We start from the raw sequence: 24,412 nt of genomic DNA on the forward strand, positions 1-24,412 counted from the left end.
GGGGCGGCGCCTAGCCCTCCGCCGCGCCGAGGAAGCGCCGCCCCTCCGCCCGCACCCGCGCCCCCGCCTCGTCGTAGAGGAAGGGCAGCGTCGCGTAGCGCACCCCCCGCGTCACCCGTCCCGCCTCGTGGAGCAGCGAGCAGGAGAAGACCACCGCGCCCCCCGGCGGCGGCCGGTAGCGCCGCGGCCCGAACTCCGGGAAGAGGAGGTCGCCGCCCTCGAACCCCTCGTTCAGGTTGATGCTGACCGCGAAGCGCCGGTGCGCGGTGGCGCGCGTCGTGTTGTCGCGGTGCGCGCGGAAATGCCCGCCATCGGCCGCGTCGTAGCAGGCGACGATGTAGCGCTCGATCCGCGTCGCCCGGAATCCGAAGGCGCGCTCGATCTCCGGCAGCAGCCGCCGCGCCAGCCGCTCGCGCAGCCCGGCGCGCACCGCCTCGTCCTCGATGACGAGGTCCTTGCGCCGCTTGTGCCCGGCGTCGAGCACCGGCACCGTCCGCCCGCCCACCTCGCGCATGAAGCCGCTCTCCTGGCCGCCCCTCTCCTCGTAGAGGGCGACCAGCGCGCGGCAGAAATCCGGCTCCAGCACGCGCGGCAGCACCAGCACGGGCGCCGGCACCTCCATCCCCGCGTGCAGCCCCGGCGCCGGCAGCCCCGCCAGCAGGCCGAGCAGCCGCTCGATCGCGCCCACCGGCGCGGCCGCCAGCACGCGCAGCATCGGGTCCAGCAGCAGCGCGAAGGGCGTGTAGCCGCCCGCCCCGGCCGCCACCCAGGCGCCATAGGCCAGGCTCACCGCCCGGTCGTGGTCGCGGATCACGCGCAGGCCCGGCAGGGCGTCCGCCAGCGCCGGCGCCGCGTCGGCCGGGTCCGCCGTCACCGCGAAGGCGCAGGCCCGCGCGTCGTCCAGCAGCCCCGCCGCCCGCGCCCGCCCCAGCGCCGCCCAGGCCCCCGCCGAGGCCCCCGCCGAGGCCGGGTGCGACGCCGAGCCCAGGAAGGCGAGCACCACGTAGCGCCCCGCCACGCTGTGGAAGGCGTAGCGGGGATTGCTGTCGACCGCCGCGTGGAACATCGGCACCGGGTCGCCCGGCCGGAACCGCGCCGGGCCGGGCGCCGAACCCCGCGCCGGCTGCGGAAAGTCCTGCGGGGACGCCGCCCCCCGCGATTCGGTCTCGGCCATGCGCGCCCCGCCTCAAGAGGGCGCCACCGCTACCGCAACAAGCTTACGCCCGCCTGAACGCGCCCCTTACGCCTTCCGCCGCACCCGCAGCGGCGGCACGTCCGTCTCGCCCGCCAGCAGCTCCTCCAGCATCGCCCGGTCCGGCGTCCGCCCGTCCCGCGCCCGCAGCGCCCCGGCCGCGGAGGCGAAGCGCAGCGACTCCTCCATCCCCTGCCCCTCCGCCAGCGCCAGCGCGAAGGCGCCGTGGAACACGTCCCCCGCGCCCGTCGTGTTCGTGGCGTCCACCGGGAAGGCCGGCCGCCGCGCCGGCGCCTCCATCCCCGGCGCGAGCCAGAGCGTGCCCTTCTCCCCCAGCGTCACGGCGGCCAGCTTCAGCGGCCCCGCGGCCAGCGCCCGCGCCAGCCCCTCCTCGGGCGGAACCCCCGGCGCGAAGATCGAGAGGCCCGTCTTGGCGAAGATCGCGTGGTCCGTCAGCGGCACGAGCTGCCGCAGGATCCGCTCCTCGCTCTTCTCCGCGTCCATCGCGCTCGGCAGACCGATCTCCCGCGCCCGCCGGAACACGAGCTCCGCCGCCTCCGGCCAGCGCGGGTCGCAGAGCACCGCCCCGGCCTCCCCCAGCCGCTCCAGCGGCAGGGCGGAGGGGTCGCTCGACAGCCGCTCGCCGCGGTAGGTCACGATGCTCCGCTCCCCCACCTTGTCCACGATCACGGCCGAGAGCGGCGTCCGCGCCCCCTCGGCCATCACCAGGCCGGTGGCGTCCACCCCCTCGGCCTCGAGCGCCTGGCGCAGTTCCTCCCCCGCCTCGTCCCGCCCCACGCGCCCCCAGAACACCGCCCGCCCGCCGAGCCGCGCGACCGCGATCGCCGCGTTCGCCGCCAAGCCGCCGACGCTCAGCGCGTAGGACCGCGCGGTCGTCTTCGACGGCGGCGGCTCCACCTCGTCCACGCGGAAGGTATGGTCCGTCACCACCTGCCCCACGCAGACCACCAGCGCCCCCGCATCGTCCCCACCCGCCCCACCGGAAACGCCCCGACCCGCCATGCGCGACCCCTCTTCCCTGCCCGGCTGGCTCGCCGCGCGTGTCCTTCACATCCGGCCGGACGTCCTGGTCATCGACAAGCCCGCGGGCCTGCCCATCGACCCCGGCCGCCCGCCCGCCGCCACGCCCACCGCCCTGGCCGCCCGCCCCGGGCGGAACGCCCCCGGCGGCGGAGGGAACACCCCCCGCGGCAAAGGGCAGCCCGCCCGGGGAACCAAGCCCAGCCTCGCCGATTGGTTGCCCCTCCTCCAGCTCGGCCGCCGCCACCCGCCCCAGCCCGTTCACCGCCTGGACACGGACACCGCCGGCTGCCTCGTCCTCGGCCGCACCCGCCCCTCCCTCGGCCTCCTCGGCGCCCTCTTCGCGGACCGGCGGGCGGAGAAGACCTACTGGGCCGTCGTCGCCGGCCGCCCCAGGACGGCGGCCGGCACCCTCGACGCCCCCCTCCGCAAGGTCAGCACGCGGGAGGCCGGCTGGCGCATGGAGGCCCATCCCGAGGGCCAGCCCGCCCGCACCGCCTGGCGCCTCCTCGGGGGCGCCGAAACCGGGGAGGGCCCCCTCTCCTGGCTCGAGCTCCGCCCCGAGACCGGCCGCACGCACCAGCTCCGGGTCCATTGCGCGCTCCTCGGCTGCCCCATCCTCGGCGACCCCCTCTACGGCGCGGGGCGGGAAAGGGGCGGCCCGATGCACCTCCTCGCCCGCGCCATCGCCCTCCCCCTCGACCCGCCGCTCGCCGCCGAGGCTCCCGTGCCGCCCGAAATGGCCGCCGCCTTCGCCCGCTGCGGCGCGCCCCTGGCCGCGACGCCCCCCCGCCTCCCGCTCCCGCCCGATCCGTCCTAGCCTGCGCGCCGCACGTCCAGGCAAGGCCCCGAACCGCATGAATCTCGCCCGCTTCCCCCGCATCCGCCTCGGCCACCTGCCGACCCCGCTCGAGCCGATGGAGAACCTCTCCCGCCACCTCGCGGGCGAGATGACGGCCCCGGGCGGCGGCCCCAACCTCTGGGTGAAGCGCGACGACTGCACCGGCCTCTCCACCGGCGGCAACAAGACGCGCAAGCTCGAGTACCTGATGGCCGACGCCATGGCCCAGGGCGCCGACACGGTGATCACCCAGGGCGCCACCCAGTCCAACCACGCGCGCCAGACGGCCGCCGCCGCGGCGAAGCTCAACCTCGCCTGCCACATCCTCCTCGAGGACCGCACCGGCTACACCGACCCCGCCTACACCCAGTCCGCCAACGTCATGATGGACAAGCTCCACGGCGCCACCGTCTCCCGCCGCCCCGGCGGCGCCGACATGGCCGCCGAGATGGAGACCCTGGCCGGGACGCTCCGCGCCGAGGGCCGCCGCCCCTACGTCATCCCCGGCGGCGGCTCCAACCCGACCGGCGCCCTCGGCTATGTCGGCTGCGCGCTGGAACTCGTCGCCCAGGCCGCCGAGATGGGCCTGCGCATCGACCACGTCGTCCACGCGACGGGCAGCGCCGGCACCCAGGCCGGGCTGGTCGCCGGGCTCGTCGGCCTCAACAGCGCCATCCCCGTCCTCGGCATCGGCGTCCGCGCCCCGCGGGAGAAGCAGGAGGCCAACGTCCTCGCGCTCGCCACCCGCACCGCCGACCACCTCGGCCTCCCCGCCGGCACCGTCCGCGCCGAGCACGTCGTCGCCAACTGCGACTACGTCGGCCAGGGCTACGGCATCCCCACCCAGGGCATGGTCGACGCGGTGAAGCTCGTCGCCGAGAAGGAGGGCCTGCTGCTCGACCCCGTCTACTCCGGCAAGGGCATGGCGGGGCTGATCGACCTCGTCCGCCGCGGGCACTTCAAGGCCGGCGAGAACGTCGTCTTCATCCACACCGGCGGCGCCGTCGGCCTCTTCGGCTACCCCGACGCCTTCGACCTCCCCGCCGACGCGGCGGCCTGAGGGCCGGGCCATGGCCGACACCCTCCGCAACACCCTCCGCATCTGGGGCCGCCGGAACTCCGTCAACGTCCAGAAGGTCCTCTGGGGCGCTGGCGAGCTCGGCCTCCCCTTCGAGCGCCGCGAAGCCGGCATGGAGCACGGCGTGGTGGACACCCCCGCCTACCGCGCCATGAACCCCAACGGCCGCGTGCCCACCCTGGAGGACGGCGAGGTCGTCCTCTGGGAATCGAACTCGATCCTGCGCTACCTCGCCCTCAAGTCCCTCGAGGCCGCGCCCGACGGCCCGGCCGCCCGCCTCTACCCCGCCGGCGCCGCCCCCCGCGCGCGGGTCGAGCGCTGGCTGGACTGGACCCTCTCCACCCTCCAGCCCGCCGAGCGGAACCTCTTCTGGGGCATGGTCCGCACCCCCGTGGAGCGGCGCGACCACAAGGCCATCATCGCCTCCTTCGAGGCGACGGCGGCGCTCTGGGCGATCGTGGAGGCCCAGCTCGGCCACGGCATGCCCTATGTCGAGGGGCCGGACCTCACCCTCGCCGACATCGTCCTCGGCGCCTACGCCCGCCGCTGGTTCGGCATCGACATGCCCGGCGGCCCCGCCATCCCCCGCGTCGAGGCCTGGTACGCCCGCCTGGAGGAACGCCCCGCCTTCCAGGAGCACATCGCGCCGCCGATGAGCTGACCGCGCCGCCGCCGCCGCCCGCGGGCACGGGCACGTCCGGCGCGACGGCCCCCGCCGCCTCGCCTGACCGCCCCCTCGCGGGAACGTGCCCGCGCCCCGCCCGCCCGCGTGCGACCCTTGCTCCCGGCCCACCCCGCGAGGCGACATGACGGACAACGGCCCCGCCTCACCCGCCCCCGGCACCCCTCCCCCGGAGAGCCCCGCCCCCTGGCCCCCGCCCTCCCTCCTCGAGAGGGCGGGCGTCGGCCGCGGCGGGCGGCTGGTCGCGGCCGTCCTGATCGTGCTCCTCGCGCCCCTCTGGCTGCCCCTCTACTTCCTGGCCATCGGCGTCGCGGCGAAGCTCCTGCCGCGCCTGCGCGACGCCGCGCGGCTGGAGGAGGCCTGGAGCACCCTCCGCTCCCGCCCCGGACGACGGGACTCCGCCCCCTAGCCGGTCCGCGAGCCCCCTGGCTGCACGCCCCCGGAAACCGCGCTAGCCTCCGCCCCTGCATCGGAGGGGGAACCGCATGGGCCGCGCGTACAAGGTGGTGGACGCCTTCTCGTCCCGTCCCTTCCTCGGCAACCCCGTCGCCGTGGTCCTCGACGCCGAGGGCCTGGACGCCGCCGCCATGCAGGCCCTCGCCCGCTGGACCAACCTTTCCGAGACGACCTTCGTCCTCCCGCCGACCGCGCCCGGGGCCGACTACCGCCTGCGCATCTTCACGCCCCGCGCCGAGCTCCCCTTCGCCGGGCACCCCACCCTCGGCACCGCCCACGCGATGCTGGAGGCCGGCCGCGCGACGCCTCGCGCCGGCCGCCTCGTCCAGGAATGCGGCGTCGGCCTCGTCGGCCTTTCCGTGGAGGGCGAGGGCCCGGCGCGGCGCCTGACCCTCGACCTGCCGCCCGCCCGGGTCACGCCCCTGCCCCCCGCCGAGGCCGCGGCGCTCGAGGCCCTCCTCGGCCACCCCCTCGACCCCCGCGCCACCCCCGCCATCGTGGACATCGGCGCCGTCTGGGCCGTGGCTCCGCTCGCCGACGCCGCCGCCGTGCTGCGCCTCGAGCCCGACCTCGCCCGCTCGGCCGCCTTCGAGCGGCGCCACGGCCTCACCGGCGTCACCGTCTTCGGCCCGCGCGGCGCGGAGGCCGGGAAGGACGGCGCCATCGAGGTCCGCTCCTTCGCCCCCTCCTCCGGGATCGAGGAAGACCCGGTCTGCGGCAGCGGCAACGGCGCCGTGGCCGTGTTCCGGCGGGAGGCCGGCCTGCTGCCGCCGGGCGGCGCCGCCTACCAGGCCACCCAGGGCCGCCGCGTCGGCCGGGACGGGCAGGTGGCGGTGCGCGTGGACGCCGAGGGCCGGGTGAGCCTCGGCGGCGCCTGCGTCACCTGCGTCGACGGCACCCTCGCCGCCTGAGCCCCCCGCCGCCGCCCTACTCCGCCCCCCTACTCCACCCCGGGCACCCCGCCCACCCGCACCGGCGCGCTCGCCGCCGCCCCGGCCGCGTCCACCACCGTCACCCGATAGAAGCCCGGCCCCGGCGGCACCCAGCCCGCCTCCCGCCGCGCGCCGCCGGCCGCCACCGGCACCCCGTCCACGAGGAAGACGAGCGGCCGCTGCCCCCCCACCGCGCGGATCGTCACCGCCCCCTCGCCGATCACCGCCCCGGCCGGCGGGAACAGCAGCCGCAGCCCGTCCACGACGCCCGCCCGCGCCACCGCGCGCTCTCCCGCCTCCCCCGGCCGCGGCGCCGGGGGCAGCAGCGCGAAGACCCGCGCGAGCACCGGCAGCGCCGTCCCCCGCCCGGTCGCCCCCGGGATCGCCGTCCCGTCCGGCCGCCCCACCCAGACCCCCGCGACGTGCCGCGCGTCGAACCCCACCGCCCAGGCGTCCCGCCCGCCCCAGGAGGTCCCGGTCTTCCAGGCCACCCCCGCCGGCCCGCCGCCCGGGAAGCCCTGCACGAGGATCCCCGCCACCGCCTCCGCCGCCCCGGCCCGCAGCACCGGCGCCGCGCCCTCACCCCCTGGCCCGGCCGGCAGCACCCGCAGCGCCCCCGCCCGCCCGCGGTCGCCGATCGCCGCCGTCACCCCCACCAGCTCCCGCAGCGTGATCCCCACCCCCCCAAGCGCCAGCGGCAGCGCCGGCCCCGTGCCCGGCGGCAGCCGCGGCACCGCGCCCAGCGCCTTCAGGGCGGAGGCGAAGCGCAGCGGCCCCAGCGCCTCCATCAGCGCCACCGCCGGCAGGTTCAGCGACCCCCGCAACGCCTCCGCCGCCGTCACCCGGCCGGAGAAGCCCCGCGCGTAGTTCTCGGGCGCCCAGTCCCCGAAATGCCGCGGCAGGTCCTCCATCACCGTCCCCGGTGCGGCGAGCCCGCGGTCGAAGGCCATGGCGTAGAGCAGCGGCTTGAGCGCCGAGCCCGGCGAGCGCACCGCGCGCGTCAGGTCCATCGCGCCGGCCCGCCCCTCCGCCAGCCAGTCCCCGCCCACCAGCGCCCGCACCTCCCGCGTCCGCAGGTCGGCCACGACCACGGCCACCGACCCCCGCGCGGGCAGCCCGGCCAGCACCGCCGCCGCCACCCCCTCCACCCCCCGCTGCAGCCCGGCGTCCAGCGAGGTCCGCACCACCCCGGCCGACGCGCCCGCCATCGGCCCGCCCGCCACCTCCCGCGCGAGGTGCGGCGCGAGCCCCGGCATGGCCCGCCGCGCCCAGGGCACCGCGCCATCGCCCGCCCGCCCCGCCTCCGCCCGCGCCGCCTCCCGCTCCGCCACCGGCAGCGCGGCCGCCCCCCGCCGCCGCAGCACCGCGTCCCGCGCCGCCAGCGCCGCGGCGGGGTGCCGGTCCGGCCGCAGCGCCTCCGGGCGGCGCGGCACGGCGACCAGCAGCGCCGCCTCCGCCACCCCCACCCGCTCCACCGGCCGCCCGAACCAGGCGAGCGACCCCGCCCGCACCCCCTCCAGGTTCCCCCCCATGGGCGCGAGCGTCAGCCAGGCCCGCAGCACGCCCGCCTTGCCCAGCCGCCACTCGAGCTGCACGGCGCGGGCAGCCTCGATCGCCTTGCTCCGCAGCGTCCGCGGCCGCGGCTCCAGCAGCCGCGCCGCCTGCATCGAGATCGTGGAGGCCCCCGAGACCACCCGCCCCGCCCGCAGCCCGCCCAGCGCCGCCCGCGCGACCGCCAGCGGGTCCACCCCGGGGTGCCACCGGAAGCGCCGGTCCTCCGCCGCCACCAGCAGGTCCACCAGCGCCCGCGGCACCTCCTCCGCCGAGACGGGCAGCCGCCAGACGCCCCCCGGCGCCGGCAGGGCCGAGAGCACGCGCCCCTCCCGGTCCACCACCACCCGCCCGACCGCCTCCAGCCGCGACAGGTCCGGCGGCAGGGCCCGGTCGAGCGCGAGCAGCGCGCCCGCGAGAGCGACGATCCCCCCCGCGAGCCCGAGCAGCCCCCGCGCCCAGCGGCGGCCCCGCAGCAACGCCGGCACGCCCCTAGCCCGGCACGCGCCCCCGGATCGCGTTCGCCCGCGCCTCCCACCCGACGCCCCCGCCCGGCAGCGGCGAGAGCCGCGCCCGCACCCCCTCGCGCAGCCGCGCCGCCTCCGCGGGGCCGAGGCGCGACAGGGGCTGCGACACGCTCCCCGACATCCGCGCCGTCTCGAGATAGGCGTCGACGTCATCGAAGCGCTGCGAGACCCGGATCTCCCGCCCCGCCACGCCGACCAGCCCCGCCCCTTCCCAGAGCGCCCGCAGCGCCTCGGCGCGCGAGGCCTCCACGCTCGGCGGCAGCGGCGGCTCGATCCCCATCTCCCGCAGCGCCGCCTGCACGGGGCCGTAGGGGAAGCCGCCCCCCAGCATGTCCCAGGCATAGGCCGCGACCAGCCCGCCCGGCCGCACCACCCGCGCCATCTCCGCCACCCCCCGCGCCGGCTCCGGCACGAAGAAGATCACCAGCGCCATCACCGCCGCGTCGAACCGCCCGTCGGCGAAGGGCAGCGCCATCGCGTCGCCCGTCGAGAACCGCGCCGGCCCCGCCGCCCGCCCCCGCGCGAAGGCGACCTGCGCCGCCGAGGGGTCGATCCCCTCCGCCTCCGCCGGCGCGCAGCGCTCCGCGACCAGCGCCGTGAAGGCCCCGCTCCCGCAGCCGACATCCACCCAGCCGAGCCCCGGCGCCGGCGCCAGCCAGTCGAGGAAGACCTCCCCCGCCAGGCGGCTCCAGACCCCCATGGAGCGCTCGTAGGCGCCGCCGTCCTCGAACCGGATCGCGCTCTCGGCCATCGCTTCCTCCCGCACCGGCCCCGGACGCCCGCGCGCCGCGGGGGACCGCCGGCAGCGTCGCGCAGCCGCGCCGCCCCTGCAAAGCCTTCCGCGCGTCCCGCCCCAACACCCGCCCCCGCATCTCGGCCCTGGCACCCCGCCCCGCGCGCGCCTATCTTCCCCCCCATGACGCCCCCGGACATGCACCCCGCCGCATCGTCCCCGCCGAAGCCGGCGAAGGCGCCCCCGCGCGCCACCCGCCTCCGCCCGCCGGCCCAGCCATCCCCCGGCGCGGAGGGCGGCCGCCCCCCGGCCGCGCGGGAGCGCGCCGCCCGCGTCACCTTCGGCAGCGCGACCGTCACCACCCGCCGCCCCACCCGCGCCGAGGCCGAGCGGGCCGTCGAGGCCAGCACCGAGGCGCTCCGCCGCGCCGGCGAGCGACTCGCCCGCCCCGGCATCCGCCTGCCCGCCCGCAAGGACGTCCCCCTCTTCCAGGCCGACCCCGAGAACCCCGGCCGCTTCCTCCGCACCCTCAACGGCCGGACCGAGCGCGGCGTCCTCGAGGGCGGGCGCTTCACCGTCACGGACTGACCGCGCCGCTTGGCCTCCCTCCGCGCCGCGACCGAGCTCGTCCGCCTCGCCCAGGCCCGGACGAGGAAGCCCCTCGCCGTCGTCCTCGCGGGCCACAACGGCTCCGGCAAGTCCACCCTCTGGTACCGCCACCTCGCCGACCGGCTGCAGCTCCCGCTGGTCAACGCCGACCGGCTGATGCTCTCCATCCTCCCCGAGCCCGGCCCGGACGGCCACCTCACCCCCTGGGCCGCGGCGCTGCGCGACACCGACCGCGGCTGGATGGCGGTGGCCCAGCAGGGCGTGCAGGCCTTCGTCGCCCAGGCCATGGGCGCGAAGGTCCCCTTCGCCATGGAGACCGTCTTCTCCCACTGGCAGCCGCGCCCCGACGGCACGATCGCCTCCAAGGTCGACCTCGTCCGCGACATGCAGCGCGCCGGCTACTTCGTGCTCCTCCTCTTCGTCGGCCTCGACAGCCCGGAGCTCTCCATCCTCCGCGTCCAGACCCGCGTTGCCGGGGGCGGCCACGGCATCGACGAGGAGACGCTGCGCCGCCGCTTCCCCCGCACCCGCCGTGCGGTGGCCGAGGCCATCCGGGTCGCCGACGCCGCCATCCTCGCCGACAACAGCCGCGGGCCCCGCCAGGCATTCACCGTCTGCCGCGTCCAGCTCGGCGCCGCCGGCCTCTACGACATCCGCGACGCCGGCCCGCCCCCCGCCCCCATCGCCGCCTGGCTCCCCGCGGTCAGCCCGCCGGCCTGACCCGCCCGCGTCACCCGCGCATCACCCCCGGGGCGCCCGCCGCAGCGCCCGCACATGCCCCGCGTGCCAGGCCGCATACCCCGTCCCCACATGCGCCAGCCGGTCCCGCAGCACGAGATGCGCGTCCCGCAGCCGGTGGAAGGGGATGAAGGGGTAGAGGTGGTGCTCCGCGTGGAAGGGCATCTCCCACATCAGCAGCCGCACCGGCGCCGCCGTCAGCATCGTCCGCGTGTTGGTCAGCCCGTTCGCGTCCTCGGTGCAGCCCGTGTGCTCCGTCAGCAGGTAAAGCCGCAGCAGCGGCTGCCCGAGAAGCTGTGGCCCCACCCAGAGCAGCAGCACCCAGGACCAGCCGAAAGCCAGCCCCGCGGCCACCGCCAGCCCGACCGTCAGCGCCGACCCCGCCCGGATGCTCGCCACCACCCGCGGCGCCGCGGCCGGGTGCACGAAGGGATAGGCCGAGAGGTCCCCCCGCCACCCCCGCGCCCAGACCAGGAGCTGCGCCCGCCAATAGGGCAGCCCCGCCACCCGCAGCAGGTAGGCCGGAAGGGTCCCCGGCGGCGGCGGAGACAACTCCGGGTCGTGCTCCGGGTCCTGCGTGTGCTTGTGATGGGCGAGGTGGAAGGCCTGGTAGAAGTGCCAGTTCCGCAGCGCCGGCAGCGCCGCCAGCCACCCCACCACCGCGTTCGCGCGGCGGGACTTGAAGGCCGTGTAGTGGCAGGTCTCGTGCAGCGGCGCGAAGAGCGCGGCCTGCACCACGCCAGCCAGCACCATCGCCGGCACCACCAGCCACGGGGGCGAGGCCGCGACCAGCGCCCCGCTCGCCGCCACCAGCCCGAGATGCAGCGCCGCCCGCGCCGTCCCGCGCGCGTCGGAGCGCGCGCCGAGATGCATCATCTCCCGCGGCTTCGGCGCCGCCCCCGTCGCGCTCATCGCGCCCTCCATCGCTGCCGCGGGGACGCCAAGCAAGCGCCGCGCCGCCCCCTCCTCATGGCGCCGGCGCCACCACGACCCGCCCCGTGTTCTGCCGCGCGAAGACCCCCGGCCGGTACATGTCCCGCGCCTCCGCCCCCGGCAGCTCGAAGCGCCCCGCCGTCACCGCGCGCAGCCGCACCGCGAAGCGCGCGACGGGCGCCTCGGGCGTCAGCACTGCCGCCGCCGCGAAGCGGTCGTCGAGCGCCGGGAAGGACTCCGCCGCCGTCAGCTCGCCGAGGAACGCCATCCCCGGCACCGCCCCCTCCGGCAGCCGCCCGACGATCTCCCACCCCGCCGGCAGCCCCTGCTGGATCATTGCCCGGTGCGTCTCCCCCGTCTCCGCCCGCGCCTCCACCTGCATGAGGAACACCTGGTTCTGCCGCAGCGCGTCGAGGTTCAGCGCCGTGCCGTCCGGGTTGAAGAAGCGCCGCGCCACCCGCATCCCCGCCCGCCCCGCCGGCGGCGCCACGACCGGCAGCCCCGTGACGGAGACCGACTGCGCGACCGCCCGCTCCCCGAGGTTGCGCGCCTCCGCCCGCCCCTCCACCGCCGCCGAGACCACCGGCGCCGGCCTCAGCGCCCGCCCGCCGAGCGAGACGCTGACCGGCCGCCCGTCGCGCCCGAGCGCGCCGGCCAGCAGCACCCCCCAGGCCGCCTCCTGCGTCGAGGCCGCCTCGGGCGTCAGCTCCGGCCCGGGCACCCGCCCGACCGCCTCCGCCACCCGCCCCGCCAGCACCCCGCTCTCTTTCAACAGCAGCGCGACCGCCAGGCTGTCCCGCGCCGCGCTCCCGTAGTCCTCGTGCCAGGGCCGGCGCGCCGGGGCCGCCAGCGCTTGCGCGAAGGCCTCCTCCGCCCGCGCCGCGTCCCCCATCCGCGCGAGGGCCGCGCCGAGCTGCGCCTTGGCCAGCGGCGTCGGCAGCCGCTCCAGCTCCTCGAACAGCCGCCGCGCCGCGCCCGGCAGCCCGCGCCCCGCCAAGGCCAGCGCGTGCAGCCGATAAGCCTGCACCGCCCGCTCGAGCGGCTCCGAGACCGCGCCGTTGTCCGCCTCCTCCCGCAGGTTCCGCAGCAGGGCCTCGAGCGGCGCCTCCGGCACCGTCACGCCCGCCGCGCGCGCCCGCAGCAGCGCCTCCGCGGCATAGGCCGTCACGAAGCCGTCCGCCTCCCCGCTGGCGCTCCAGAGCCCGAGCGCCCCGTCGTAGCGCTGCTTGTCGAGAAGCTGCGCGACCGCGCGCTGCATCCCCTCCGCCCGCGCGGGCTCCGCCTCGAACCCCACCAGCGAGAGCAGCCGGCTCGCCGACTGCTCCGCGCAGAGGAAGGGGAAGTCGACATTCGCCCGCATCAGCGCCGCGGGATCGTAGCGCACCGGCTGCCCCCAGCTCGCCCGCACCACCGCCGTGCCCGGGACGAAGCGCGACAGGTCCGGCGCCACCGCCAGCGCGCCGCCCGCCGGCAGCGAGGCCGTCACGACCTCCCGCGCCAGCGGCCGGGGGGAGCGGACCGTGATCCGGCTCTCGTGCACCGCCGCGTAGCCGCCGGGCCCGCTGACCGAGACCCGCACCACCCCCTCCCCCGCCCCGGTCGCCCGGAGCGTGGCGAAGGGCAGCGCCCGCTGCCCCGGCGCCAGCTCCCCGCCGAGCGAGGCGCCCCCGTCCACCGCCAGCGGCCCCTCCGCCGTCACCGCCGCCCGCACGCCGCCCGCGCCGAGGTCGAGGTTGTGCAGCAGCACCGGCAGCCGTGCCTCGTCCCCCGGCGCGAGGAAGCGCGGCAGCAGCGCCTCCGCCACCACGGGGTCGCGCACCGTCACCGCCCGCGCGCCCGAGCCCACCCGCTCCCCGGACCAGGCGACGGCCATCAGCCGCAGCTCCCCGTTGAAGTCCGGCAGGTCGATCGGCACCACCGCCCGCCCATCCGCCCCCAGCGCGACGACGCCCGAGAACAGCGCCACGATCCGCTGCGGCGGCTGCACGCCCGCCGTGTCGAAGTTGTCGTCGCCGCCCTGGCGCAGCACCGCCGGCTCCCCCTCCGCCGGCGCGATCAGCCGCCCGTAGTCGTCGCGGATGTCGAGCCCGAGCCGCCGCCGCCCGAGGAAATGCGCGGCCGGGTCCGGCGAGGCGAAGCGCGTGAGCCGCAGGATGCCCTCGTCCACCGCCGCCAGCGTCAGCCAGGCCGGCCCCGCCGCACCCATGACCCGCACCGGCACCTCCGCCCGCCCGCGCGGCCGCAGCAGCGCCTCCCCCTCCAGGGCCACCTCCAGCCGCCGCGCCGCGGGGTCCAGCCCCACCCAGGCCAGCCCCAGCGCCCGCCGCGGCCCCGCGCTCGCCGTATCGCCGGGCCGGAACACCGTCACCGCCACCCAGGCCCCGGCGCCCCAGCCGGCCTCCACCGGCACCTCCAGCTCCGCGCCCCCCGCCGGCACCTCCACCTCCCGCACCGAGAGCACCCGGTCCGTCAGCACGGCGACGCTCGCCCGCCCCGCGAAGGGCGGGCTCACCCGCAGCCGCGCCACCTCGCCGGCGGCAAAGGCCCGCCGGTCCGCCGCCACGTCCACCTTGTCCGGCACCGCCGGGTCGTCCGAGCCCGTCCAGCCCGCCCGGAAGCGGATCGAGGCGATCGCGAGCCCGCCGGGCTGCGACACCTCCAGCCGGTAGCGCCCGAAGCCCACCCGCCGCGCGAAGCGGCCCGGCGCGCCCGGCGCCACGGCCAGCGCCGCCTCGTCCACCGCCTCGTCCCGCCACACCGTCTCGTAGCGCGCGGCACCCCCCACCACGGCCATCCGCCAGGACGGGCGCTCCCGCACCAGCCGCATCCGCAGCGTCCCCGCCAGCGCCTCGCCGGTCGGCGAGACGAGCGCCGCCTCCACCACCGCCTCCGCCCCGTCGTCCACGCTCCCGTCCCGGAAGGCCGGCCGCAGCGCGACGAAGGGGGAGGCGGACCGCACCGGCACCGTCGCCGCCGCCTTGCTGCCCCGCCCGCCCGGCTCGGCCATGGTCACGGTCACCTCCGCCCGCAGCGGGCGCGAGGCGTCCGGCAGGTTCGGCAGCGCCAGCGCGACCGAGCCCCGCCCCGCCGCGTCCGTCTCCCCGATCTCGAAGGCCTGCAGCCCCCCGTCGAAGGGCTCCTCCGCCAACCCGAAGCGCCACCCCTTCCAGGCCTCGAACGGCTCCGGATCGACCGCCAGCCGCATCTCCGCGCTCCCGGTCAGCCCCGCCCCCGGCGCGCCGTAGAGGAAGCGCGCCCCCACCGGCAGCACCAGCGGCGCCCCGGCCGAGAGCGGCCCCGGCGCCGGCCCCGCCGTCACCTCCAGCCGCTCCGGCACGAAGGCGTCGACCTGGAAGGCGATGCTCGCGACCGGCGGCCGGTTCGGGTCGGTCAGCGCCTCGATCGTCCAGCCCCCCGCCGGCGCCCCGGGCGAAATCGTGGGCGACCACAGCACCACCCCCTCCGGCCCCCGCTCCGGCACCGCCTCCAGCGCCACCTGCCCGTTCGGCCGCCGCAGCCGCAGCCGGATCGGCAGCTCCACCACCCGCCCCGCGGCATCCCGCGGCAGCACCGAGAGCCGCACCGTCTCGCCCGGCCGGTAGACCCCGCGGTCGAGCCAAAGGAAGGCGTCCACCGGCCCCGGCCAGGCCCGCCCCGTCACCCCCCGGTCCGAGAGGTCGAAGGAGGCCGCCTCGAGGTCGAGCGAGACGAGGTCCTCCCCCGCCTGCGCGTGCAGCGCGACGGGCGCGACGCCCCCCTCGCCCCGCAGCAACGGCCCCACGAAGCGCGCGAGCCCCGCCGCGTCCGTCTCCGCCTCCCCCAGCACGTCGTTGTTCCGCGCCACCAGCGAAACCCGCACCCCCGCCCGCGGCCGCGCGTCCCCGAGGCCCCGCGCCTGCACCGCCAGCCCCTCCGCCCCCCGCCAGGCCGTGAGGCCAAGGTCCGTCGCCATCACCGGCAGCGCCGCCGCCTCGCCCCCCCGCCCCTCCGCCGCGTTGCGCGCAACGAGCACGAAGAGCCCGGGCCCGGAGCCCGTCAGCGCGTCGGGCAGCGGCAGCGCCACCCGCTGCGTCGCGTTGCGCCGGAAGCCCGGCACCTCCGCGCTCCCCTCCCAGACCACCCGCCCCCGCGTCTCCGGCAGCTCCTCCGCGAGGTAGCCGTTCATCGCGCTGCCCAGCCGGACGTCGCGCGTCAGCGGGACGAGGTTCCGCTCGCTCACCCGCACCAGGCGCAGCGAGAGCCGCTCCACGTTGGTCGTCGCCACCGTCACCCGCGGCGCCGCGCCCCGCGGCAGGAGGAAGGCGCCCCCCTCGAAGGCGATGCGCGACGCCCGGTCGGGCATCGAGACCTCCACCGGCAGGTCGGCGCGGAGATTCGCCCCGTCCTCGCCCGGCAGCCCCGCCCGCAGCACCAGCCGCGTCCGCCGCCCCCAGGGCAGCCCCGCGACGCAGAGCCCGTCGGCCTCCCGCGTCACCGCCAGGCCCGGAAGCGGCGGCTCCGCCCGCACCCAGTCCTCCGGCTGCCAGCGACCGCCCGCCTGCGGGGCCACGGTGAAGGAAAGGCAGGCCCGCGCCGGCTCGGCCTCGGGCTCCGTCCGCACCGCCCGCAGCAGCATCCCCGCCGCGCGCCGCACCTCCGCCAGCTGCGCCCGCGCGCCCGCGTCCCCCGGCAGCCGCTCGGCCACCGCCTCCAGCACGCCGATCGCCAGCGCCCAGCGCTCCTGCGCCCGCAGCGCGTCCGCCATCAGCCGCAGCGAGGGCACCTCGGCCGCCCCGGCCTCCACGGAATCGAAGTTCCGCCGCGCCGCGAAGAGCGCCCGCGCGGGATCGGGCGGCACCCGCGCCATCTGCGCCCGCGCCAGCGACAGCCACATCTCCGGCCGGGCCGCGCCCATGCCCAGACGCTCCTCCCAGGCCGCGGCGGCCGCGGCGGCGTCGCCCCGCGCCTCCGCCTGCCCCGCCCGCGCCTCCGCCGCCGCCCGCTGCTGCGGCGTCCCCCCCGCCGGGAAGCGCCGCGCGAGCCCCGAGGCGTAGCGCGACGCCTCGGCCGAAAGCCCGGGCAGCCCGAAATCCTGCGCCGCCCCCGGCCCGGGCGCCCCCAGCAGGGCCAGCAGCACCGCCAGGAAACCGATCGCGCGCATGGAACCATCCGAGGGCTGTCTGCCCGCGACCCTGGCACAGCCCCCGCCCCGTTTCACCGCCCGCCCCCCGGCGCCGCCTACCGGAACGGCCCTTCCCCATCGTCATCACGCAATCGTTACAACGGCGCCCGCAACCATTGCCTAGCGTCACCCCCGCACGAACCGGGAGAACGGCCATGCGCCGTCCACGCCACGCGCGCCCGATCCTTCCGGCGCTCCTGCTCACGGCCCTCCTCGCGGCCCTCTCCCCGCGCTCCCCGGCCCAGGCCCAGGCCCAAACCCCGCCGCCCGACCCCGACCTCCTCGCCCGCGGCCGCTACCTCGGCGAGACCGTCGCCTTCTGCGGCGGCTGCCACCACGCCTTCGGCCCGCGCATGCAGCCCATCGCCGGCATGGAGCTCGCCGGCGGCCGCGTCTTCGCCGAGCGCGGCATGCGCGCCGTCGCCCCCAACATCACCCAGGACCGCGAGACCGGCATCGGCGACTGGACCGACGCGCAGATCGCCGCCGCCATCCGCGAGGGCCACCGCCCCGACGGCTCCCTCATCGGCCCGCCCATGCCCGTCGAATCCTACCGCGGCATCGCCGACCGCGACCTTGCCGCCCTCGTCGCCTGGCTCCGCACCGTGCCCCCGGTGCGCCACGCGGTCGCCGAGCGCTCCGCCTACCCCTTCGCCCTCAGCCCGCACGGCGGCCCCGTGGCGAGCGTCGCGCCGCCCGAGGACACCCCCGTCGCGCGCGGCCGCTACATCGCCGTCAACCTCGCCCACTGCATGGACTGCCACTCCGCCCAGCTCTCCGAGGGCCGCGCGGACCCCAACGGCCGCGGCGCCCGCGGCCTCGTGCTGGAGGGGCCCTGGGGCGTGGTCCAGGCCGCCAACCTCAGCAGCCACCCCGAGCACGGCATCGGCCGCCGCACCGACGAGCAGGTGATCGCCGCCATCACCCGCGGCGTCGCCGCCGACGGCCGCCCCCTCGCCGCCCCCATGGGCGCCCGCGCGCCCGTCTGGGCAGGCATGACCCCCGGCGACCTCGGGGACGTCCTCGCCTACCTCCGCTCCCTGCCGCCCCAGGACTGAGCCGCCCGGAAACCGGCGCCGGAAACCAACTCTGGGCGACGCGAGTTGCCCCGCCGCCCCTTCCGGACGATCCGCATGCTCGCCTCCTTCCTCATCGGCCTCGTCGGCGGCCAGCGCGCCCTGACGCCGCTGGCCGCCGTCTCCCTCGCCGCCGCCCGCGGCGCGCTCCCGCCCGGCAACGGGGCGCCCTCCCTCCTCGCCAGCCCCCTGGCCGCGGCCGGCGCCCTCGCCCTCGCCGCCGCCGAGCTGGCCGGCGACAAGATGCGCACAGCCCCCGACCGCATCGTCCCGGTCGGCCTCGCCGCGCGCTTCGCCACCTCGGCCATCGCCGGCGCCGCCCTCGCCCCGCGCCGGCAGCGCTGGCTCGCCGCCGCGCTGGGCGGCACCACCGCGGTGCTCGCCTCCTACCCCGGCTGGCGCGCCCGCATCGCCGCCATCCCCCGCCACGGCCAGACGCGGACCGGCCTCGTCGAGGACGCCCTCGTCATCCTCGCCGCCGCCGCCATCCTGCGGGCCTTCCGCCGCCCCGCCTGACGCCGGGGCCCCGGCGACCGGCCCTCAGCGAGCGGCCCCGCCCCCCGCCCCGTGCCCCGAGGCCGCCGCCCCCGCGTCCCGCGCCAGCCGCCCCGCGATCGGCGCGGCCAGCAGCGGCGGCAGCGCCGCGCCGAGGAAGGCCATGGCGAAGTCCGGCACCCCCGGCGCCGCCCGCCCCGCCAGCGCCGCCGAGGCCGCGAGCCACGACGCCCCCCAGGTCACGCCGAGCGCCATGGAGAGCTGCTGCGCCGTCCCCGCGATGGAGGTCGCCGCTGAGAGCTTCCCCCCGGGCACGTCCACGTAGCTCATGGCGTTCGACGCCGTGAACTGCAGGCTCCGCGCCAGCCCCCCCGCCGCCAGCACGACGAAGACCGCGGCCAGCGGCCAGGACGGGTCGAAGGCCGCGCAGGCCGCGAGCGTCGCCGCCACCACCACCGCGTTCCACATGAGCACGTTGCGGAACCCGAAGCGCCGCAGCGCCATCGTCGTCATCGGCTTCATCAGGAAGGCGCCGAGCGCGGTGGCCAGCGTCACCATCCCCGACACCGTCGCCGAGGCCCCGAAGCCGAGCTGCAGAAACAGCGGCAGCAGGAAGGGCGCCGCCCCCGCCCCCACCCGGAAGAGGCTCCCCGCCCCTACCCCCACCGCGAAGGTCGGGATCGAGAACAGCCCGAGGTCCAGCGCCGGGTGCGGCGCCCGCCGCGCCCAGCGCACGGCGGCCCAGCCGAGCGCGGCGCCGATCGCGAAGCCGAGCACCGGCAGCCATTCCGCGACAACGCCCCGCCCCACCGTCTCCGCCCCGAACATGAGGCAGGCGAGCGAGGCCCCGATCAGCGTCACCCCCACCAGGTCGAGCCGCGGCGGCCGCGCCTCGTCGGAGGCCGGCACGAAGCGCCAGACCATCAGCAGCCCGATCGCCGCGATCGGCAGGTTGATCCAGAACACCGCCCGCCAGGACACGTTGTCCGTCAGCAGCCCGCCCACCGGCGGCCCGAGGATCGGCCCGAGCAGCCCCGGCATGGACAGCCAGGTCGTCGCCCGCACCATCTCCTCCGGCCGGATCCGCCGCATCAGCAGCAGCCGCGCGACCGGCACCATCATCGCGCCGCCCACCCCCTGCAGCACCCGCGCCGCCACCAGCTCCCCGAGCCCGCGCGACAGCCCGCACAGCATCGAGGCGAAGGCGAAGACCGCGATCGCCACCATGAAGACCCGCTTCGCGCCGTAGCGGTCCGCGACCCAGCCCGAGACCGGGATGAACACCGTCAGCGCCACGAGGTAGGAGGTGATCGCCGCCGAGAGATGCAGCGGCTCCGTCCCCAGCTCCCGCGCCATGGTCGGCAGCGCCGTCGCGATGACGCTCGAGTCGAGGTTCTGCATCAGCAGGGCCGAGGCCACGATCACCGCCACCAGCCGCGTGTTCGTCGGCGGCCGCGGCACCGCCCCCGGGCCGCCCGCCGCGGCCACGCCCTCCGCCGCGTCCAACCCCGAAACCGCCACCCCGCCGCCCCCGCGCGCCGCCCGGCCACCGGGCCGCGCCTCAACAGGGTCCGTATTGCGCCCGCCCCGCCCCGCGGGAAACCCTGCGCGGCGGGGCGGGCGCCAAAAACCCCGCCCCGGCGGGCTCGGCCTCAGGCCCCGAAGCCGCCGTCGATCGTGTGCATCGCGCCCGTGACGAAGCCCGCCTCCGGCCCCGCGAGATAGGCCACCATCGCCGCCACCTCCTCCGGCCGCCCGTGCCGCCGGATGGGCATGAGGCCGTAGAGCATGTCCCGCAGCGGCCCGTCCGCCGGGTTCATGTCGGTGTCCAACGGCCCCGGCTGCACCGCGTTCACCGTGATCCCCCGCGGCCCCAGGTCTCGCGCCAGGCCGCGCACCATCCCCTGCACCGCCGACTTCGTCGCCGCGTAGGCCGCGACCCCCGGGAACCCCGCCCGGTCCCCGTTGACCGAGCCGATCACGAGGATCCGCCCGCCGTCGGGCATCCGCCGCGCCGCCTCCACCGCCGCGTGATAGGGCGCGTGGACGTTGACCCGGAACATCCGGTCCACCACGTCCGGGTCCATCTCCAGCGGGTCGCCCAACAGCGCGACGCCGGCGTTCACCACCAGCACGTCGAGCGGCCCGCTGTCGCGCACCCGCGCGATCACCGCGTCCCGGTCCGCGCTGTCCGTCCGCTCCGCCGCGGCGCCGGTCTCCGCCGCCAGCCGCTCCGCCGCCTCCCGGGAGCCGGCGTAGGTGAAGGTCACCGCCGCCCCCTCCGCCACCAGGCGCCGCACGATCGCCGCCCCGATCCCCCGGCTTCCGCCGAGCACCAGCGCGCGCTTTCCACCTAGTCCAGCCATAGGCCCTCTCCTTGATCTCGGATGTAGTGGGCGCTACATAAACCGCCCGCCCGACCCGTCAAGGCATTTTGTATTCATGACTACAAATTTGCCGAGCCCCCCATCGCGCCAGCCGCAACGCCTCCGGGGACGCCCGCGCAAGTTCGACCCCGACGCCGCCGTCGCCACCGCCCAGCGCCTCTTCCAGGCGAGGGGCTACGACGCGCTCGGCGTCGCCGACCTCACCGAGGCGCTCGGCATCAACCCGCCGAGCTTCTACGCGGCCTTCGGCAGCAAGGCCGGCCTCTTCGCCCGCGTGCTGGAGCGCTACAGCCGCTGCGACGGCCTGCCGCTCGACGCCCTCCTCGACCCCCGCCGCCCCGTGGGCGAGGCCCTCGCCGCCCTCCTCGAGGAAGCCGCCCGCCGCTACGCCGCCGGCGCCGCCGACCCGGGCGCGGCGGACCCCGGCGCCGCCGGCTGCCTCGTGATCGAGGGCCAGCGCTGCAACGACCCTGCCGCCCGCGACGCCGCCGCTGCCCTCAACGCCACGGCGGTCGGGGCCATCCACGCCTTCGTCGCCGCCCGCCACCCCGACAAGGCCGACACCCTCACCGACTACGCGGTCGCCGTCCTCACCGGCCTCTCCACCGCCGCCCGCGCCGGCCAGGGCCGCGAGCGCCTGCTCGCCACCGCCGCCCTCGCCGCCGCCGCCGTCCGCGCCGCCCTCGCGACCTGACCGCCCCTCCCGCGACCGACATCCGCGCCGCGCGCAACCCCGCCCCCCGCCCGCCCGGCATGTCTTGCAACCGCCCGACCGCGCGCGCATTTTCGGCCCATGGACCAGTCCGCCGGGGAATCCCGCCGCATCCCCCTCCACGCGCCCGAGGACTTCGAGGGCATGCGACGCGCCGGCCGCCTCGCGGCCGAGTGCCTGGACATGATCGCCCCCCACGTCCGCCCCGGCGTGACCACCGGCGCCCTCGACCAACTCTGCCACGACTTCATGGTCGAGCGCGGCGCCACCCCGGCCACGCTGGGCTACCGCGGCTACACGAAGTCCTCCTGCATCAGCATCAACCACGTCGTCTGCCACGGCATCCCCGGCGACCGCGTGATCGCCGACGGCGACATCCTCAACATCGACGTGACGCCCCTCCTCGACGGCTGGCACGGCGACACCTCGCGCATGTACGTGGCCGGCACCGCCTCCACCAAGGCGCGCCTGCTGATGGACGTCACCTACGAGAGCCTCCTGCGCGGCATCGCGGCCGTCCGCCCCGGCAACACGCTCGGCGACATCGGCCACGCCATCCAGAGCTACGTCGAGAAGCACCGCTTCTCCGTCGTGCGCGACTTCTGCGGCCACGGCGTCGGCCGCAAGTTCCACGCGCCGCCGAACATCCTCCACTTTGGCCGCCCGGGCGAAGGCCCCGTCCTCAAGCCCGGCATGTTCTTCACGATCGAGCCCATGGTGAACGCCGGCCGCCCCGAGGTGAAGGTGCTCGACGACGGCTGGACGGCCGTCACGCGCGACCGCTCCCTCTCCGCCCAGTTCGAGCACATGGTCGGCGTGACCGAGACCGGCTGCGAGGTCTTCACCCTCTCCCCCGCCGGCCTGCACAAGCCCCCCTACGCGGCGTGAGCGCCGAGCTCCCGCCCCGCCTCGCCGAGGGCTACCGCGGCTTCCGCCACACCCGCTTCCGCCGCGAGCGCGACCACTACGCCCGCCTTGCGGAGGCCGGGCAGCAGCCCGACACGCTGATGATCGCCTGCGTCGACAGCCGCGTCGCCCCCGAGGTCGTCTTCGACGCCGACCCCGGCGAGATGATCGTCGTCCGCAACGTCGCCAACCTCGTGCCGCCCTACCAGCCCGACGCGAACTACCACGGCACCTCGGCCGCCATCGAGTTCGCCGTCCGCCAGCTCAAGGTCCGCCACATCGTCGTCTGCGGCCACGCCTCCTGCGGCGGCATCAACGCCTTCCGCCAGAACCACCTCGGCGACGTGGACATCCGCGACGGCGACTTCGTGGCCCGCTGGATGGAGATCGCCGCCCCCGCCACCCGCCTGGCGCTGACCTGCGACGGCGTGGACCCGCTGCAGGACCAGACCGCGATGGAGCGCGCGGCCATCCGACAGTCGCTGGCCAACCTCCGCACCTTCCCCTGGCTCGCCGCCCGCGAGGCCGCGGGCGACCTCACGCTCCATGGCCTCTGGTTCGACGTCGCCGACGGCACCCTCTGCGTCCTCGACGAGGCGAGCGGCAACTTCGCCGCCCTCGCGGACTAGCGCCGCCCCCTCACTCCCGGTGCTCGGCCTCGATCGCGTCCAGCACCGCCTCCGGCGAGACGTCCCGCCCCACCTCCTGCATCTCCGGGTCCCCCGCGACCCGGATCTCCAGCCGCTCGGCGATCGCCACCACCACCTCCGACAGCTTCGTCAGCTCGTGCTCGGCCAGAAGGCTGATCTGCAGGTCGAGGTCCGCCCGCTTGTCCGCCGCCGCCGACATCCGGTTCTGGCTGATCAGCACGAAGGTCGAGAGGAAGATCGCCTCCACCGAGGCGGCCATCGCCAGGATCACGAAGGAGGGGTCGAAGCGCGGCACCCAGGGCACGGCGCCGAGGTTCGCAAGGATCCAGGCCCCGTAGAGCGCGAGGTGCAGGTAGACGAAGCGCATGCTGCCGGTGAAGGCGGTGATCGCCGCCGCCACCCGCTCCTCCCGCGTCGCCGCCGCCAACTCCGCCTGGCGCCGCTCCTCCAGCGCCCGGATGTTGCGCCGGAGCGAGCCGCTCAGCGTCGCCGGGTCCATCCTCGGAAGGGTCGGCGTGCGGGTGGGCGTGCTGGCCGCCATCGTCCATCTCTCCTCGCCCGGATCGGGCCCGCGGCCTCATGCCCCATCGGGCACCAGGCCGGCTTGATCCCTGTTAACGTCCTCCTAACCCATCCGGTCGACGCTCCGGGACCGATGCCCCGACGCGCCCCACCCCCCGGACGCCAGCCGCCCCCGCGCAACCCGCCCGCGCCGTCCGAAACACGCCCCTCCCCCGTGGACAACCGCGCGACCGCCCCACATTCTCCCATGAACCGTAACGGAGAGACTCCTTTGCCCCGCCGCCGTGGCCTTGAGGAAGCGAGCGGCGGCTTCGACCTCCTGCCGGAGACACAGGGCCTCTCGCGCCCTCCGCGCGCGCGCCGCACCCCGCCCGCGCCGTCCGACGCGCAGGCCGATCCCTGCGCCGACCCCGACGCCAACTCCCGGGCCGAAACCGACACCCCCGCGAAATCCCCGGCCGCGCGCAAGCCCGCTGAGGCCGCGCCCGCCGGCCCCGAGGGCCACCGCGCCCGCCTCCGCGCCAAGCTCCTCCGCGCCGGCCCCGACGCGCTCGCCGACTACGAGCTGCTCGAGATGCTCCTCTTCCTCGCCCTGCCGCGCGTGGACACCAAGCCCCACGCCCGCCGCCTCCTCGCCCGCTTCGGCAGCTTCGCCGGCGCTGTCGCCGCGCGCGAGGCCGACCTGCGCGCCGTGGAGGGCATCGGCGAGGCCGCCGTCGCCGCCCTCCTCCTCGTCCAGGCCGCCGCCCTCAAGCTCCTCGCCGCCGAGGTGCGCGACGAGCCCGTGCTCAACAACCCCGACCGCCTCATTGCCTACCTCTCCGCGGCCATGGCGCGCGCGCCGGTGGAGCAGTTCCGCGTCCTCTTCCTCGACAGCCGCAACCGCCTCATCGCCGACGAGGTCCTCGCCCACGGCACGGTCAACCACGCCCCCGTCTACCCGCGCGAGGTCATCAAGCGCGCGCTCGAGCTCGGCGCCACCGCCCTCATCCTCGTCCACAACCACCCGAGCGGCGACCCCACGCCGTCGCTCGCCGACATCGAGATGACGCGCGAGATCCGCGCGGGCGCCGCCACCCTCTCCATCGTCGTCCACGACCACCTGATCATCGGCAACGGCCGCCACGTCTCCTTCCGCCGCGAGGGGCTCCTCTAACCGTTACGCTGACGGCATTGACCAGCCCCGGAGG

Annotated in this window: 22 protein-coding genes; 13 read left to right on the top strand and 9 right to left on the bottom strand. The window is 77.5% G+C overall.

All coding sequences use genetic code 11. The features are described 5' to 3' along the window. Positions 1-10: 10 nt before the first annotated feature. Positions 11-1,174 carry a 2OG-Fe(II) oxygenase gene (locus EAH89_RS24420; protein ID WP_206667664.1) on the bottom strand — a complete coding sequence of 388 codons (1,164 nt, stop codon included), beginning with the start codon at positions 1,172-1,174 and terminating at the stop codon, positions 11-13. Between the two features lie 66 nt (positions 1,175-1,240). After that, the gene (locus EAH89_RS24425; protein WP_140886323.1) at positions 1,241-2,215 is read right to left on the bottom strand and encodes a PfkB family carbohydrate kinase; all 975 of its coding nucleotides are present in this window, start codon (positions 2,213-2,215) and stop codon (positions 1,241-1,243) included. On the opposite strand from EAH89_RS24425, the gene EAH89_RS24430 reads away from it, so the two are divergent. From EAH89_RS24430 to EAH89_RS24450, 5 genes are all read left to right on the top strand, one after another. Beyond that, on the top strand, positions 2,214-3,053 hold the full coding sequence (locus EAH89_RS24430; protein ID WP_140886324.1) for an RluA family pseudouridine synthase: 840 nt from the start codon (positions 2,214-2,216) through the stop codon (positions 3,051-3,053). The two genes, EAH89_RS24425 and EAH89_RS24430, sit on opposite strands and share 2 nt — an antisense overlap. 37 nt (positions 3,054-3,090) lie before the next feature. Beyond that, positions 3,091-4,134 carry a D-cysteate sulfo-lyase gene (cuyA, locus tag EAH89_RS24435; protein ID WP_140886325.1) on the top strand — a complete coding sequence of 348 codons (1,044 nt, stop codon included), beginning with the start codon at positions 3,091-3,093 and terminating at the stop codon, positions 4,132-4,134. Positions 4,135-4,144: 10 nt separating this feature from the next. Further along, complete coding sequence (locus EAH89_RS24440) at positions 4,145-4,813, top strand: glutathione S-transferase family protein (RefSeq protein ID WP_140886326.1); 669 nt, start codon at positions 4,145-4,147, stop codon at positions 4,811-4,813. Between the two features lie 145 nt (positions 4,814-4,958). Next, positions 4,959-5,243, top strand: coding sequence for a hypothetical protein (locus tag EAH89_RS24445; protein WP_140886327.1), 285 nt, complete (start codon positions 4,959-4,961; stop codon positions 5,241-5,243). Positions 5,244-5,319: 76 nt separating this feature from the next. Then, a complete protein-coding gene (locus tag EAH89_RS24450; RefSeq protein ID WP_140886328.1) occupies positions 5,320-6,201 on the top strand; it encodes a PhzF family phenazine biosynthesis protein in 882 nt (293 codons plus the stop codon). A 29-nt stretch (positions 6,202-6,230) separates the two neighbouring features. Here EAH89_RS24450 and pbpC read toward each other — a convergent pair whose 3' ends face one another. After that, positions 6,231-8,261 carry a penicillin-binding protein 1C gene (pbpC, locus tag EAH89_RS24455; protein ID WP_140886329.1) on the bottom strand — a complete coding sequence of 677 codons (2,031 nt, stop codon included), beginning with the start codon at positions 8,259-8,261 and terminating at the stop codon, positions 6,231-6,233. Between the two features lie 4 nt (positions 8,262-8,265). Then, positions 8,266-9,051 (bottom strand): class I SAM-dependent methyltransferase, encoded by a 786-nt coding sequence (locus EAH89_RS32775; RefSeq protein ID WP_140886330.1) that lies wholly within the window; start codon positions 9,049-9,051, stop codon positions 8,266-8,268. A 180-nt stretch (positions 9,052-9,231) separates the two neighbouring features. Here EAH89_RS32775 and EAH89_RS24465 point away from each other — a divergent pair, with 180 nt between their 5' ends. Continuing rightward, positions 9,232-9,621: a hypothetical protein gene (locus EAH89_RS24465; protein ID WP_140886331.1), complete on the top strand. Its 390-nt coding sequence runs from the start codon at positions 9,232-9,234 to the stop codon at positions 9,619-9,621. 9 nt (positions 9,622-9,630) lie between these two features. Beyond that, complete coding sequence (locus EAH89_RS24470) at positions 9,631-10,362, top strand: toxin (RefSeq protein WP_140886332.1); 732 nt, start codon at positions 9,631-9,633, stop codon at positions 10,360-10,362. 21 nt (positions 10,363-10,383) lie between these two features. On the opposite strand, the gene EAH89_RS24475 is transcribed toward EAH89_RS24470, so the two are convergent. Both EAH89_RS24475 and EAH89_RS33190 read right to left on the bottom strand, forming a co-directional pair. Then, positions 10,384-11,292, bottom strand: a complete 909-nt coding sequence (locus EAH89_RS24475) for a fatty acid desaturase (protein WP_161993737.1) — start codon at positions 11,290-11,292, stop codon at positions 10,384-10,386. Between the two features lie 55 nt (positions 11,293-11,347). Continuing rightward, positions 11,348-16,453 carry an alpha-2-macroglobulin family protein gene (locus EAH89_RS33190; RefSeq protein ID WP_140886334.1) on the bottom strand — a complete coding sequence of 1,702 codons (5,106 nt, stop codon included), beginning with the start codon at positions 16,451-16,453 and terminating at the stop codon, positions 11,348-11,350. 176 nt (positions 16,454-16,629) lie between these two features. On the opposite strand from EAH89_RS33190, the gene EAH89_RS24485 reads away from it, so the two are divergent. Continuing rightward, on the top strand, positions 16,630-17,532 hold the full coding sequence (locus EAH89_RS24485; RefSeq protein WP_140886335.1) for a c-type cytochrome: 903 nt from the start codon (positions 16,630-16,632) through the stop codon (positions 17,530-17,532). Positions 17,533-17,577: 45 nt separating this feature from the next. Further along, positions 17,578-18,066 carry a hypothetical protein gene (locus EAH89_RS24490; protein ID WP_206667666.1) on the top strand — a complete coding sequence of 163 codons (489 nt, stop codon included), beginning with the start codon at positions 17,578-17,580 and terminating at the stop codon, positions 18,064-18,066. A 24-nt stretch (positions 18,067-18,090) separates the two neighbouring features. Here the strand turns inward: EAH89_RS24490 and EAH89_RS24495 are convergent, their stop codons facing one another. Both EAH89_RS24495 and bdcA read right to left on the bottom strand, forming a co-directional pair. Then, entirely contained in the window at positions 18,091-19,551 is a 1,461-nt protein-coding gene (locus EAH89_RS24495; protein ID WP_241667194.1) for an MFS transporter, read from the bottom strand. Positions 19,552-19,697: 146 nt separating this feature from the next. Beyond that, positions 19,698-20,411 (bottom strand): SDR family oxidoreductase, encoded by a 714-nt coding sequence (bdcA, locus tag EAH89_RS24500; protein ID WP_140886336.1) that lies wholly within the window; start codon positions 20,409-20,411, stop codon positions 19,698-19,700. 88 nt (positions 20,412-20,499) lie between these two features. Here bdcA and EAH89_RS24505 point away from each other — a divergent pair, with 88 nt between their 5' ends. The 3 genes from EAH89_RS24505 (at position 20,500) to EAH89_RS24515 (ending at position 22,679) form a co-directional block, all read left to right on the top strand. Then, positions 20,500-21,126, top strand: coding sequence for a helix-turn-helix domain-containing protein (locus EAH89_RS24505; protein WP_241667195.1), 627 nt, complete (start codon positions 20,500-20,502; stop codon positions 21,124-21,126). 99 nt (positions 21,127-21,225) lie between these two features. Next, positions 21,226-22,032, top strand: a complete 807-nt coding sequence (map, locus tag EAH89_RS24510; protein WP_140886338.1) for a type I methionyl aminopeptidase — start codon at positions 21,226-21,228, stop codon at positions 22,030-22,032. Further along, a complete protein-coding gene (locus EAH89_RS24515; RefSeq protein ID WP_140886339.1) occupies positions 22,029-22,679 on the top strand; it encodes a carbonic anhydrase in 651 nt (216 codons plus the stop codon). Before map ends, EAH89_RS24515 begins: the two co-directional genes overlap by 4 nt. A gap of 10 nt (positions 22,680-22,689) precedes the next feature. Here EAH89_RS24515 and EAH89_RS24520 read toward each other — a convergent pair whose 3' ends face one another. Continuing rightward, the gene (locus EAH89_RS24520) at positions 22,690-23,241 is read right to left on the bottom strand and encodes a DUF1003 domain-containing protein (protein ID WP_140886340.1); all 552 of its coding nucleotides are present in this window, start codon (positions 23,239-23,241) and stop codon (positions 22,690-22,692) included. 252 nt (positions 23,242-23,493) lie between these two features. Between EAH89_RS24520 and radC the strand changes: the two genes are divergently transcribed. Next, complete coding sequence (gene radC, locus EAH89_RS24525) at positions 23,494-24,378, top strand: RadC family protein (RefSeq protein WP_241667196.1); 885 nt, start codon at positions 23,494-23,496, stop codon at positions 24,376-24,378. Positions 24,379-24,412: the final 34 nt, after the last annotated feature.

This window comes from Muricoccus nepalensis, assembly GCF_006438825.1.
In the GTDB taxonomy this organism is placed as follows: Bacteria; Pseudomonadota; Alphaproteobacteria; order Acetobacterales; family Acetobacteraceae; genus Roseomonas; species Roseomonas nepalensis.

Bases quoted from the DNA above. Each gene is read 5' to 3' on its own strand.
- EAH89_RS24420 (WP_206667664.1), bottom strand. From the start codon at position 1,174: ATGGCCGAGACCGAATCGCGGGGGGCGGCGTCCCCGCAGGACTTTCCG.
- EAH89_RS24430 (WP_140886324.1), top strand. From the start codon at position 2,214: ATGCGCGACCCCTCTTCCCTGCCCGGCTGGCTCGCCGCGCGTGTCCTT.
- EAH89_RS24425 (WP_140886323.1), bottom strand. From the start codon at position 2,215: ATGGCGGGTCGGGGCGTTTCCGGTGGGGCGGGTGGGGACGATGCGGGG.
- cuyA (WP_140886325.1), top strand. From the start codon at position 3,091: ATGAATCTCGCCCGCTTCCCCCGCATCCGCCTCGGCCACCTGCCGACC.
- EAH89_RS24440 (WP_140886326.1), top strand. From the start codon at position 4,145: ATGGCCGACACCCTCCGCAACACCCTCCGCATCTGGGGCCGCCGGAAC.
- EAH89_RS24445 (WP_140886327.1), top strand. From the start codon at position 4,959: ATGACGGACAACGGCCCCGCCTCACCCGCCCCCGGCACCCCTCCCCCG.
- EAH89_RS24450 (WP_140886328.1), top strand. From the start codon at position 5,320: ATGGGCCGCGCGTACAAGGTGGTGGACGCCTTCTCGTCCCGTCCCTTC.
- EAH89_RS32775 (WP_140886330.1), bottom strand. From the start codon at position 9,051: ATGGCCGAGAGCGCGATCCGGTTCGAGGACGGCGGCGCCTACGAGCGC.
- EAH89_RS24465 (WP_140886331.1), top strand. From the start codon at position 9,232: ATGCACCCCGCCGCATCGTCCCCGCCGAAGCCGGCGAAGGCGCCCCCG.
- EAH89_RS24475 (WP_161993737.1), bottom strand. From the start codon at position 11,292: ATGAGCGCGACGGGGGCGGCGCCGAAGCCGCGGGAGATGATGCATCTC.
- EAH89_RS33190 (WP_140886334.1), bottom strand. From the start codon at position 16,453: ATGCGCGCGATCGGTTTCCTGGCGGTGCTGCTGGCCCTGCTGGGGGCG.
- EAH89_RS24485 (WP_140886335.1), top strand. From the start codon at position 16,630: ATGCGCCGTCCACGCCACGCGCGCCCGATCCTTCCGGCGCTCCTGCTC.
- bdcA (WP_140886336.1), bottom strand. From the start codon at position 20,411: ATGGCTGGACTAGGTGGAAAGCGCGCGCTGGTGCTCGGCGGAAGCCGG.
- map (WP_140886338.1), top strand. From the start codon at position 21,226: ATGGACCAGTCCGCCGGGGAATCCCGCCGCATCCCCCTCCACGCGCCC.
- EAH89_RS24520 (WP_140886340.1), bottom strand. From the start codon at position 23,241: ATGGCGGCCAGCACGCCCACCCGCACGCCGACCCTTCCGAGGATGGAC.